This window comes from Photorhabdus luminescens subsp. luminescens, assembly GCF_001083805.1.
Lineage (GTDB): Bacteria > Pseudomonadota > Gammaproteobacteria > Enterobacterales > Enterobacteriaceae > Photorhabdus > Photorhabdus luminescens.
On record NZ_JXSK01000004.1, the window covers coordinates 221,139 to 234,870 of the forward strand.

Annotated in this window: 6 protein-coding genes and 1 pseudogene; 4 read left to right on the plus strand and 3 right to left on the minus strand. The window is 47.4% G+C overall.

Annotation, left to right across the window (positions count from 1 at the left end; all coding sequences use genetic code 11):
* Positions 1-695 precede the first annotated feature (695 nt).
* The 3 genes and pseudogenes from TI10_RS12060 to TI10_RS12070 form a co-directional block, all read right to left on the minus strand.
* Complete coding sequence (locus TI10_RS12060; RefSeq protein WP_049583592.1) at positions 696-995, minus strand: hypothetical protein; 300 nt, start codon at positions 993-995, stop codon at positions 696-698.
* Between the two features lie 4 nt (positions 996-999).
* Positions 1,000-1,803 carry an MBL fold metallo-hydrolase gene (locus TI10_RS12065; RefSeq protein WP_049583593.1) on the minus strand — a complete coding sequence of 268 codons (804 nt, stop codon included), beginning with the start codon at positions 1,801-1,803 and terminating at the stop codon, positions 1,000-1,002.
* Between the two features lie 573 nt (positions 1,804-2,376).
* Positions 2,377-2,704 (minus strand): annotated as a pseudogene (locus TI10_RS12070) (IS30 family transposase); the annotation flags it as partial.
* Positions 2,705-3,102: 398 nt separating this feature from the next.
* On the opposite strand from TI10_RS12070, the gene TI10_RS25985 reads away from it, so the two are divergent.
* The 4 genes from TI10_RS25985 (at position 3,103) to TI10_RS12095 (ending at position 13,687) form a co-directional block, all read left to right on the plus strand.
* Complete coding sequence (locus TI10_RS25985) at positions 3,103-3,408, plus strand: hypothetical protein (RefSeq protein ID WP_049583595.1); 306 nt, start codon at positions 3,103-3,105, stop codon at positions 3,406-3,408.
* A complete protein-coding gene (locus TI10_RS12080) occupies positions 3,377-12,241 on the plus strand; it encodes a two-partner secretion domain-containing protein (protein WP_080985040.1) in 8,865 nt (2,954 codons plus the stop codon). Before TI10_RS25985 ends, TI10_RS12080 begins: the two co-directional genes overlap by 32 nt.
* Entirely contained in the window at positions 12,238-12,537 is a 300-nt protein-coding gene (locus TI10_RS12085; RefSeq protein ID WP_049583596.1) for a hypothetical protein, read from the plus strand. Before TI10_RS12080 ends, TI10_RS12085 begins: the two co-directional genes overlap by 4 nt.
* A gap of 478 nt (positions 12,538-13,015) precedes the next feature.
* Positions 13,016-13,687 (plus strand): DUF2569 domain-containing protein, encoded by a 672-nt coding sequence (locus TI10_RS12095; protein ID WP_049583599.1) that lies wholly within the window; start codon positions 13,016-13,018, stop codon positions 13,685-13,687.
* Positions 13,688-13,732 lie beyond the last annotated feature (45 nt).

Here is a 13,732-nt window from a genome sequence, read left to right on the forward strand (position 1 = left end):
AAGACGATAAATAAATCTAAATTCATCGACTCAATTTTCCATTAAGAACTCTATGTATTAGAATAAAGACCTTATTATCATTTTCCTCAGTTACCGGAAATATCCCTTTACTATGTTAATTACTCGATGAATTACAAGAAATAAAACAATCTAAGATAGATTATTAAAATAAATCGAATAAACAGGAAATTATCATTATCGGATTAAATGTATTCGGTCTCAATATGTTATTATTTACCCTAATAAAATAGGGAGATAAAATTATAAACCAAACAATATCGATAATTATCTCATAGTTTATTCTCATTATTTACACCCTTTATGGATTAATTATTTTAATCAAGAAAAACAATAAACAATCTTAATGGCGTTATATTTAACCCTTTATTTTCCTCATCATTAACAATTATCTTAATTAATCACCATCTCAATTAGATAACAGTAAAAAAACATATAAATAAAAATAAGACCAAACACATTTAACCTCTTATACAAGAATCACCATTAATTAACCAATATTATTAACCATTATTTAATTTAATCAAAAACTCATTTCCTAAAAATTAGCACCATACCTAATTTTCAATTCCACATTTAACTAAAAAACAAATTCAGCAATAAAGAATATATAAACACATAACTTTCAAAACATATAGATATCGCAAATTTACCCAACAGAATTAAAAAGTTAAAATTCAATAAATTGATATTAAAGCAAATAATAATATACTGATATGAGGTGCCACTTTCTTACCAAAAGTGGCAATAATTATTTGCGTGAAACACTGGCTATACAAATTATTTTTTATAAAATATGAATAAAATCCTCTATGATGAAAAAATGCAACGAAAAATGCGAATAAATTTAGCAATAAAAATATTAACCTATCGTTATTATAATCCCAATTATTTAAAACAGAAAAAAATATTAACCCCAACGCTGTCGCAAATGGGGTAATGATTCGATGAACATCCGTTTTCTCAATAATTTTCATTATGTTATTCAACTAACAATACTTGCCCTGTTTTCAGTTGTTTGATATTCGGTAACCAAAGTCTTCCCCAGCTACCAGTGCAATGACACCCATAAACTTGTTTTATATCTTCTTTTATGAAAAATTCTCTAATCTTCAATAACTCTGTCGGTAACGCTCTCCTTAAATGCAATCCGCCTATTACCGCATATACTTTGTCTACACCAGTAATCATTTTAGCGTGGTTAATAATTTCACAAATACCAGAATGACCACAGCCAATGATAATCACCAGTCCATTATCGCTCTTCCAAATTAATGCACTATCATCAAGTATATAGTCATTAGCCCAAGAGCTTTTTCTAATTAACCCATAGGATTTTCGATGACTGTTTGCTATTTCGCCTGAGAAAATAAATCGATCGCTTATTTTCATATGCGATTTGGTTAAGCGAAAAAAAACTCGCTTCTTAACTCTTTTATTAATTTTACCCGATATTTTTTTGAACTTTAATACACTCTTTTTATTGAACATAACACCGTAATACTTCTCACTTAATGCATCAGGATGACATATTAATTTAGCATTATGCGGAAAATAATTAACGCCGCCTATATGGTCAGAATGCCCATGAGAGATAACAATTTTGGATATATCATCAATAGATATTCCCATCCTATTCGCATTCTCAATATAGCTACCATCTGGACCGGTATCAAAAATTATCTTCTCTTCACCATCCTCAAGTAAAAGACTCAAACCAGGCTTGGCTATCAAATATGAATCAGATGTTTTATTTTCCAGGAGTACAGTTATTTTTAATGACATGGCATATCCATTAGTTTTGTTGACGTAATACTTCTATTAAACGATACGGGTAACAATAGCATTGACGTACATCAATAAAATAATGAAAAGCCATTATATCGTCACATTTTTATAAGTAGATCACAAATTACCACCCCTCTGATAACCGTTAATTTTTCAACATAAAATGATTATCTCTTTATCATATTTATTGTCTTGCAATATTAACATGAAAATATTATCCCTTACTGTACAACATATTTTTAAAGCTAGAATAAATATATTATTAAAAATAAAATTCAACGATAGATTATTCAGGCAATTTAATTAGATTCACTATACTAATACCTAATGCAGTTGACAATGCTTAATTTAAAATATCACTATTAAGCCAGTACTTGGCTTACATGCCCACTCTCATTTTATCTATATTATAAGATATCACATATCGTTATAAACATAACCTATCCATTTATATCCAATCATTATTAATACCTTTATTAATACGATAACAAAAATATATTATTTTTATGTAAAAATAGAATTAATATATTTTAAAATAATTGGCATATTCACATAATAAGTACAATATCGTTACTCTAGAAGTAAACATATCCGCATTCCTTTAAATAATTCATTGGGTGTTTTACCCTCGAATTTTTCGGTAGCGATTATTGAATCGGTTTACCACGAAATTTATTTCCGGCTCAGAGACTTCATTAAGTTTGGTTCCTTTGGAAAGTATTGCCTGATTAACCCATTGATCCCCTCTTTTCCAGAGGTAAGTAGGGGTGTGATAAAAGTAAATTTGTGCCTCTAATTTTTCACTGATGAGTTCATGCTCTGCAAACACCAAACCGTTGTTGAATGTGATAATCCTAACCTTTTGCTTTAACCCGTATAACACTTTCACGGCGGCTTGCGTTTCTGCCAATTGAGCTAAAAGTCATTATCTAACCTCATCAGAAAAGATAATATTTCATCACCAATTTACGATAAGCATCACTTTGTCAGTGATTCAATTCTAAAATCAAACATTATAAATGTGATACACATCACATAATTAACACAAAAAATGAAATTGATTTGAAATTATTAGAATTGGTTATTAAATGACTAATATTAATCTGTTTTTTATACAATATTGCCACAAAATAATCACATTGGCCTGTTTTTTGCCTGCAATATAACCCCTTGTTTTTGCTGCTATCTTAACCAACCTCCCTATTTTAGATGCCCAGTTGATCATCAATCCTAAATATTGATTGCTAAGCTAAATTCGTGGTTAATACCGCTCTGGCATTGTGGAATAGAAAGTCAATGAAAAGAAGTATTTTAGTATTAACAGTTTTTTGTAGCATGGTTTCAGGCAGTCAAGCTGCCGACATCGCAGATCAACAACTCATTCATCAACAGACCCGCCAGCAAGCCCTGGAAGCCCAGTTAACGCCACCCCCTGCGGAGGTTCACCTGTCTGTCCCCGAAACCCGCCGGTTTCCAAACCTCCCCGGTCACGGCCGGATTCAACCTGTATTGGCAGTATTAATTCAAATAGCAAAACTGCCAGTGGGTAGTGTTGTGTGGAGCAAAAATCATGAACACGCAGTTATATCGTATTATCTTTAATCAGGCCCGTCAGATGTGGATGGTAGTGGCCGAGATAGTGTGTGCCGGACAGGGACGAACCGGACGTCGTACTCGTCGCCCCTCTTCACCGCAACGTTGTTGTCGGCTTACTGCGCTACGGTTTGGGGTGTTATTCGCCCTTGGCGGGATTTCACTCACCGCACAGGCGGCGATTGTGGCCGATGGACAGGCGCCGGGACGTCAGCAACCCACAATTATCCGCAGCGCCAACGGCACGCCGCAGGTGAATATTCAGACGCCCGGTTCTGATGGCGTTTCCCACAACAGCTACCGTCAGTTTGATGTGGATAAACAAGGGGTTATCCTTAATAACAGCCATCAGGCCACGCAGACGCAACTCGGTGGTATGGTGGCGGGTAATCCGTGGTTAGCCAAAGGGGACGCCAGCGTTATCCTCAATGAAGTCAACAGCCACGACCGCAGTCACCTCAACGGCTGGATTGAAGTAGCCGGGCATAAAGCCGAGGTGATTATTGCCAACCCGGCCGGTATTACTTGTAACGGTTGCGGGTTTATTAACGCGCATCGCACCACGCTCACCACCGGACAAGCCCTGATGGAGCGGGGCCGATTGAAAGGGTTTGATGTCAATCAGGGGGAAGTGCGGATTGACGGGCACGGCATGGACAGCACCCAGCAAAGTTACACCGATATTATCGCCCGTTCGGTGGCGATTAACGCCAAATTACACGCGCAAGACCTGAAAGTGACCACCGGGCGCAATCGGGTGGATGCGGCACACCAGAAGATTGAGAAAAAATCCGCTGAGGCCACTGACCAGCCGGAGTTTGCGTTGGATGTGGCGGCACTGGGCGGCATGTATGCCCATAAAATTAGGCTAATAGGCACCGAAACGGGGGTGGGCGTCCATAATGCCGGCAATATCGGGGCCTCAGCCGGGGACGTGCATATTACCGCCGATGGCTGGATAGAAAACCGCGGCGCCATCAGCAGCCGTGACGGGCTGCAATTAACGTCGTCTGCCGATGTCACTAACGCGGGCAAATTGCTGTCACAATCAACGGTGAATTTACAAGCCAACGGGGCGTTAAAGAATCAGGGCCGGGTGGAAGCCCGCGGCGATACCACCGTTACCGCAGGCACCATACACAGCAGCCATGACAGCGTCTGGGCCGCCGGACTGGATGATAAGGGCAACACCACCCGCCCCGGTTCATTGACCCTGACGGCGCAGCACGTTCAGGCCAATGGCAAAAATCTGGCGACCGACACACTGGCGATCCACAGTCAACACATTGACCTGAGCGACAGCCAGACCGCCGCTAGCCAGATTCAACTCACCGCCGGCCAATCGGGGATAAGTACCGCTCGCGCCACCGTTAACGCAAACCGTTTGACTGCGAAAACGCCGGGCCAGTTTAACAACAACGGCGGCCAGTTAGTGGCGCGGGAAATCCACCTCACGACCCCGGATATCGCCAACCAGCAGGGAAAAATTAACCAGACCGGTACCGGTGAACTGGCGCTCAATACTCGCACCCTGAATAACCGTGGCGGGACCCTGTTCAGCCAGAGCAAACAACTCACGATTACCACAGACACACTGAATAACCAGCAGGGCAACATTGCCAGTCAGGGCGAGGACCTGCATCTCATTGCGCGTCACGCAGATAACACTCAGGGCACGGTGCAACTGGCAGGCAACGGGAAACTGGCACTCAGCAGCCAACACTGGCTGGGTGATAAAGGCAAACTGCTCACCAACGGTGCCCTGACGATACAGGCCGGGGAACTGCAACTCAACCAGGCCGAGACGCAGGCCGGGCAGATTACCCTCAATGCTGACACCCTGAGCCATCAACACGGTGTGATGCAACAACGCGGCAAAGATACGCTGTCTCTGACGGTGAACACCCTAAATAACCAGAACGGCACCCTTGCCGGTAACGGTAACCTGAACCTTAAGGCAACGACCGTCGATAATCGTCATGGCAACCTTGTGGCTGCCGACAAGGGCTCGCTGACACTGACGGTCAAAGACACGCTGGACAATCAGGCGGGCCGGCTGGAAGCGGGCAATGCGCTCCGGCTCAGCGCCGCCCAACTGGATAATCGCCGGGGTAGCCTTGTCGCCGCTGGGGACAGCGCCACCCTGACCATTGACAAAGCCATTCAAAACGCTAACGGCCATCTTGAAGCCAAAACCCGACTGACTACAACCAGCCAGACCCTGGATAACACTCAGGGGGTGTTGCTGGCGCAGCATATCAACAGCCAGACCACCGGCCATCCCTTCACCAATACCGCGGGACAGGTGATAGCCGGGGACACCCTGACCTTAAACAGTGGTGAACTGGATAATACGGCGGGGCGGTTACAATCCGGCCGGGAGATGGCCGTTGATACCCACGGGCATGGGCTCATTAATACCCGCAATGCCGACCAAAAAGCAGGCCGGTTGTTAAGCGGCGGGCAGTTAACCCTGCGTACCGGCGACATCGATAACACTGGCGGCATGATAGCGGCGGACGGCAAAACTGTGCTAACCAGCACCGCGCTCAACAATACTCAGGGACAGATAGCCGGGAATGGCGGGCTAGACATTCACAGTCAGCAACTCACTAACCGCAACGGGACCTTACAATCCGCAGACGCCCTGAATCTGGATACCGACGGGCAGTTACTGGATAACCAGCAGGGCCAGATTATTGGCGAGGGCAAAACCACCGTCACCAGCGGCCCGCTGGATAATCGCCACGGCCATCTTCAAGGCGGACAGTTGGTTATCGACACCCGACAGGCGCAAACCGATAACCGGGACGGCAAATTGTTGTCGGCCGGTACATTCAACCTGAAAACCCAGCGGCTCGATAATCGACACGGGCAGGTGCAAGCCGTGGGCGACACCACACTCAATGTCAAAACCCAAACCGATAACACCGGCGGCCTTATCCGTGGTGGCGCGCAACTGACCCTGAATACCGCTCACCTGATTAACCACGACACGGCGCAGACGGATAAAGGACTGGAAGCGCAAAACCTGACGGTCAACGCCCAACAGGTGGACAACAGTCAGGGCGCTTTACGGGCAGCCGACCACCTGCAAGCGAACATCCGTCAGACTCTGGATAATACCCAGGGGCTGGTCTCCGCAGGCAAACAGCTCACCATCAACCGCGAGACTCAGCAACCGCATCTGAGGATTAACAACCAACAGGGCACCTTGATTGCCGGGAAACAGGTGGATATTAACGCCGAAGCTCTCAGCGGTGACGGCCAACTGTTATCGCAGGGCGATATGGCAGTCACTTTAACCGGGGATTTTCACCATACCGGCAACACCGCAGCCAATGGCAATCTGACCCTGAAAACCACCGGCAATCTCCGTAATGACCGCCAGATAAAAGCCGGTCGGGCGCTGCATCTTGGGGCGCAAAATCTTACTAACAGCGCCGCCGGTGAAATCAGCGCCGGACAAACGCAAATCCAGGTCCACGATACGCTGAACAATACCGGATTGATTGACGGCGGTCTGACCCATCTCACGGCCAACACCCTGAACAATACCGGCACCGGGCGCATTTACGGCGACCAACTTGCCCTCCAGACGGGGACCCTGAATAACAGCGCACAGGACGGCAAAGCCGCCGTGATTGCCGCGCGTGACCGGCTGGATATCGGCGCCGGGATACTGAACAACAGTCACCATGCCCAGATTTACAGCGTGGGCGATATGCACATTGGCGGCCAGTTGGACAACAGCCTGACGGCGACTGGTCAGGCCTGTGAGCTCAATAACCACGCGGCGACAATTGAGGCCGGGAACAACCTGAAAATTCAGGCCGACCGGATTAATAACACCAACGCCGGTCTGGTGACGCAGGTCGTCGAAACAGAAAAGTCGCCACATCACGACGCGGTACTGAGCGGCCGGACCACCCGCTATGACTGGTCGCAAGTGGACACTTCCCGCCACAACTCATACGGCGTGCACGATGCCATCATGCCGGACGGCAGCCGCAGTAATGACTTTTACGAATATCAGTACACCCGCACCGTGAAGGAAACGCAGGTTAAACAGAGTGACCCGGGTAAAATTCTGGCCGGCGGCAATATCACGCTCAACAGTGCGAAAGTCACTAATCACGACAGCCAAATTGTCGCCGGCGGCGAGCTGAACGGCGAAATCGGTGAACTGCACAATATAGCGACTCAGGGCGAACGCATTACCACCGATAAAGGTCGCCAGACTCACTGGTATGCGAAAAAGAAACGACTTAAGCCCAGATTCCGCGGCACCAAAACCTCGCAGGGGAAAAGCCGCAGTGGTTATAACCCGGCGCCGGTGGTAGAAACGATTGACCTGAAAACGCTGGCCTGGCAGGACCATACCCGTCCACAGAACACCGATATCACGATTACGGACCGACAGACCGGTCAGATACACGCGGCTCCCACGGCGGTCAAACCGGTGAGCGGGATAAACGACCAGCCTCTGGTTTTGCCCCCCGGTCAGCCATTTGAACTGAGTTTGCCCCCGGAAACGGTGAAAGGGCAAACAATCGACCCGGTGATACGTGTAGTGACCCCCAACACCCGCCTGCCGGATAACAGCCTGTATACCGTGCAACCGGGCAGCGACAGCCACTATCTGGTCGAAACCGACCCGAAATTCACCCAGTATAAACAGTGGTTAGGCTCGGATTATATGCGGCAACAGTTAACGCACGACCCGGCGCTGGTTCACAAACGCCTGGGCGATGGGTTCTATGAACAGCGACTGGTGCGGGACCAAATCACCCAACTGACCGGTCGGCGCTATCTGCCCGGCTACAATAACGACGAAGCGCAGTTTAAAGCGCTGATGGATGCCGGTATCGCCTTTGGCCAACAGCAACAATTAACGCCGGGCGTCGCCTTAAGTCCGGCGCAGATGGCGCTGCTCACCTCAGACATTATCTGGCTGACTAACCAAACCGTGACCTTGCCGGATGGGACTACTGAAGTGGTGACCGTGCCGCAGGTGTATGCGCGTGTCCGTCAGGGCGACCTGAGCAGTGATGGCGCCTTACTCGCCGGTAATGCCGTGGCGCTCAACAATCAGGGCGATATTACCAACAGCGGCACGATTAGCGGGCGTGACGTCACTCAACTGACGGCCAGTAACCTGACCAACAGCGGCTTTATTCGCGGCGGCAAAGTGGATGTGACGGCCCAACAGACGCTCGCCAACCGGGGCGGCCAGATTCAGGGGGATGACCGGGTAACGTTGAAAGGTCGCGATATCACCAGCGCGTCTACGTTACGCGGGGATGAGGCTAACCGCTGGCTGGACCGTCCGGCGGGGATTTATGTGCAGAACGATAAAGGCGCCTTATCGCTGAGCGCCATCAATAATGTGCAATTAACCGCCAGTGACGTCAAAAACGCCGGTAAAGACGGTCACACCGAGATAACCGCAGGCCATAACCTGACGCTGGATACCCTAAGCACGCGCCGTACAGAACAGGGCGACTGGGGGAAAGATAACTATCGCCATCTGAATCAACAACAAGATATCGGCAGCCAGATAACCGGCGCCGGTGATGTGACCCTGCAAGCCGGGCAGGATTTGACCGCCGCCGCCGCTCACGTCAATGCCGGTCAACACCTGACGGCGCAGGCCGGGCATAACCTGACATTGACAACCGGTACCGCCTCATCCGACTTAGTGGAGCACAGTAAGCAAACCAGCAAAGGCTGGCTGTCCAAGTCGTCGGTGGAAACCCACGATGAAGTGCACGACCGGCAGGCGCTCAGTACCACATTTAGCGGTGATAAAGTGACTTTACAGGCCGGTAAAGACCTGCATATCAGCGGCAGCAATGTGGCGGGCACGCAGGATGTCAGCCTGAACGCCGGTCATCAGCTTACCGTCGCCACCGCCGCAGAATCTCACGGTGAAACCCATTTGCGGCAGGAGAAAAAATCGGGCCTGATGGGGACCGGAGGGATTGGCTTCACATTAGGCAAGGCCAGCCAGAAAGTCACCATCGACAGCGACAGCCAGCTCAGCAAAGGCAGTACGGTCGGCAGCAGCCAGGGCAATGTAACGCTCAACGCGGGAGAACAACTCCGGGTTCACGGCAGTGAAGTGATTGCCGGTAAAGACCTGACGCTGACCGGCCGACAGGTCACGGTCACCAGTGCGGAAAACCGCAATCACACCTCGACAAAAACCGAACAGAAGCAGAGCGGCTTAACCGTGGCGCTGAGCGGCGCCGCAGGAGGTGCTATCAACAGCGTCGTGCAAACGGCCCATGAAGCGCAACAGACTGCCGACCCGCGCCTGAAAGCGTTGCAAAATACCAAAGCCGCCCTCAGCGGAGTGCAAGCGACGCAGGCCGCCCGACTGGCCGAAGCCCAGGGCAGCGACAACAGCAGCAATAACAACCTGGCCGGGGTTAGCCTGTCCTACGGTCGCCAGTCTTCCCGTTCAGAACAGCAGTATCGTCAGACCACCCAACAGGGCAGCCATCTCACTGCCGGGGATAACCTCATGATAACGGCGCACGGTGACGATAAAGGGACATCAGGTCTGAAAGGCGATATCCGCGTTCAGGGCAGCCAGTTACAGGCGGGTAAAGACCTGCAACTCAATGCGAATCGGGACATCACGCTCTCGTCCAGCCAGAACACCGAACAGACCACCGGTACGAACAGCAGCCACGGCAGCTCGCTGGGCGTGGGCCTGACCGCCGGACCCGGAGGCGCTGGTCTGAACGTCTCGGCCAATGTCAGTCGGGGCAACGGCCGTGAAAACGGCAACGGCATCAGCCACCATAACACCACGTTAGACGCAGGACAGACCATTACCCTCAACAGCGGCCGGGATACGACGTTAAAAGGGGCGCAGGTGAAGGGTGAGCAAATTACCGCCGAAGTAAAACGCCATCTGTCATTGAGCAGTGAACAAGACAGCCAGCGCTATGACAGCCAGCAACACAACGCCAGCGCCGGCGTCAGTGCCACCGTAGGCCCCCTCACCAACGGTACAGCGAGCCTCAATGCCAGCCGCAACAAACTGCACAGCAATTACGATTCAGTGCAGGAGCAAACCGGGCTGTTTGCTGGTAAAGGCGGTTATCAGGTTAATGTCGGCGACCACACCCAACTGGACGGCGCGGTGATAGCGAGTCAAGCTGACAAAGCCAAAAACACCCTCAACACCGGGACACTGGGCTTTAAAGATATTCAAAATAAAGCGGACTTTACTGTTGAGCAGCAGAGTGCGGGCGTCAGCCTTGGTCAGCCAACCACCGGTCAGGTGCTGAATAATCTGGCGGTCAATGCGCTAACGGGGGCCCATAATCAGGGCCATGACAGCAGTACCACGCATGCCGCGGTCAGTGACGGCAACCTGATTATCCGGGATAAGGCGCACCAGACGCAGGATACCGCGAACTTAAGCCGCGATACCGATAACGCCGCCAATGTCCTGAGTCCGATATTTGATAAGGAGAAAGAGCAACAACGGCTGAAACAGGCGCAACTGATTGGCGAACTCAGCGCCCAGATGACCGAGATAGCCGGGACGGAAGGGAAAATTATCGCCACAAAAGCGGCGAAAGCGAAACTGGACCATATCAGTGAACAGGACCAAGCCGATGCCAGAGAAAAGTTGATCAACGCAGGGAATAAACATCCGACTCCGGCGGATATCAACCAACAAATCTATGACACCGCTTACACGCAGGCGCTGAATGACTCCGGCCTGGGGACCGGCGGTAAATACCAGAAAGCGTTACAGGCGGCTACGGCAGCGATTCAGGGCTTAGCCGGGAACAATCTCGGTCAGGCGCTGGCCGGCGGTGCTTCACCATATCTGGCTGGCGTGATTAAAGAACTGACTACGGACCCGCAAACCCATCAGGTGGATATCGCCACCAATACGCTGGCCCATGCGATTTTAGGCGCGGTGGCGGCGGAGGTGAGTGGTAACAATGCCTTGTCAGGAGCAGCCGGTGCTGCTTCTGGTGAACTGGCGGCTCAGGTATTGATTAAGCAACTTTACGGCGATAAGGCTAACGTCAGTGAGTTAACGGAGGAGCAGAAACAAACTGTCAGCACCCTTTCCAGCCTAGCGGCAGGGCTGGCCGGTGGGATTGCGGGTGATTCCAGCGCCAGCGCCCTCACTGGCGCACAGGCCGGGAAGAATGCGACGGACAATAATGCACTGAGCTTGCCAAAAGGGATGGCGGATTACGGTCGGTCAGCATCAAGTCTGTCTACCACTATGTTAAATGAAGGTAAATCCTCTCAAGAGATTTCGGCAGCATTGTCAAAACATGCCAAAGGCGATCACCCGGAAGGGCAAGACCCGGTAAGAGGATTGTTGGTCGCTTGGGGTGCAGGCGCTTCTGCTGTGGGAGGGACTATAGTTGCGCCTGTTGCTGGGGCTGCGGCAGTAATTGGTGGCGGTATTTTAGGAGGAGCAACAGATGTCACCAAACAGCTTTTAACGTTGAAGCCAGGAGAAAATTATAGTGCAACAGATACACTGATAGCGGTAGGAACAGGCGCATTAACGCAAGGTAAAGGAACACTACTTAGCACTTTTGTTAATACAGGAGGCGCTTATTTAGGAAGTAAAGTTAAAGGAGAAGATCCTACAACCTCAATGTTAGGTAATGCAGTTGGTACTGTAATTGGTAATAAAGTGGGGGGTAAGTTTACCAATGCAATGCTTTCTAAAGGTTATTCTAATAAAGCTTCCGAGGTTGGTGGGACAATTATCGGAAATTACGCTGGAACTGCAACAGATTACATTGCAGAAGAAGGAGTAAAGAAAACACAAGGAAGAAAAAAATGAATAATAAAAGGGGCATTATTTTTAGACTAAAACAATTTATCTATCTAGTATTGGGGTGGGGAATGATTTTCTCAGTGTGTTGTATGATTAGTATTCCTTTAACGTACCTTATTATTTTTTTTAAAGAGGGGTATTTTCTTTTAGATATTCAACCAGCTATTAATGGATTAAAATTCAGTATAAAAGTAGGCGGTAGTGGTGGGGCAATATTTGGATTTTTTATTTATTTATTTAGTCTAATGCAAGAATTTTGCAAGAAAATTTCTTCATTAAACAAAAACAAGGAGGAAAAATAAAATGTCTATTGTGGAGAATAACTTTTTAACGAATGTACTGGAGGCAACGAAAGAGAATTAAAAAAGGCGCGGTTGAAAAATGGAAACAGGATAAGCAGACCAAAACCGAGAAAGCCTGTAGCGGTGATACTCCTCTCTTGCCAGACTATGGTTGTTGTAGAGGGGAGTACATTGACCTTGCCGTTGTTGTAAGCTGCGGTAATAACCAGTTGAATTGGTGCGGGAATCAACACCGGTATTTAATATTTTGCTAATAGCAGTGTTGATCCTAATGATATCGTTTTTGTGCACTGGACTGGCGCATTAACGGCCAATTCCGGTCTGTGGACACAATACTCTGGAATACAGCCAGTGGGACTGGCTTGGGCTATGTAAAATGTGAGATTTAAAGAATGATCGAGTAAAGTTTTTCTTTATTAAAAATATCATATGGATATTAGTTATATTTTTATGAATCCAACTATTTCTTTGTTATCAGATGGTTATCTTAATTTTTATAGATGAAATATTTCTTTTTTTACTTGAAGATACAAATAAAGCTTTAAAAATAGGGGTATTTATCGAACTAATAAGTTATTGGTTTATATACCATCACCTGTATGATTTACGTAAATTAATAATCAATCTTTTGATTGAAGTTACTATTTGGAGAAATTTTATGAAGTGTATTAAATGTGAAAACCCAGCGTTAAATGAATCAGACTTTTGTGCAGCATGCGAAGAGAAAGAATTGAGTGGAATTGATGGATTTCTCTATTTCCCGGCAATAAATATTATCTTTTCAATATTCAGCTCTTTATTTAGTTCATATAAAACAATGACAATCTTGATCTCTGGTTATGATTTTCTAAGTGAATTACGTATCCTTATAGGATTTGAGTTTATTTGCTTTACCATTATTTTTGGAGTTGCACTTTATACATCTATTCTTTTCTTTAGAAAAAAGAAAAAAACACCTTTATTTTACATTATCCTTTTAGTTTTCACTTCATTATTTGTAATCACTGATTTAGTATTGGCTCATTATCTATATGAAATAAAACTGGATTATAATTATCTCTTCTTGCTTTTTAGAATTATGCTTTATACATGTATATGGGTTCCTTATTTTATTATATCTATTCGAGTTAAAAGAACATTTATAAAGTAATGATTAAAGTTAAATTATTTTGCAAACAATATTCAATAAGAGTAG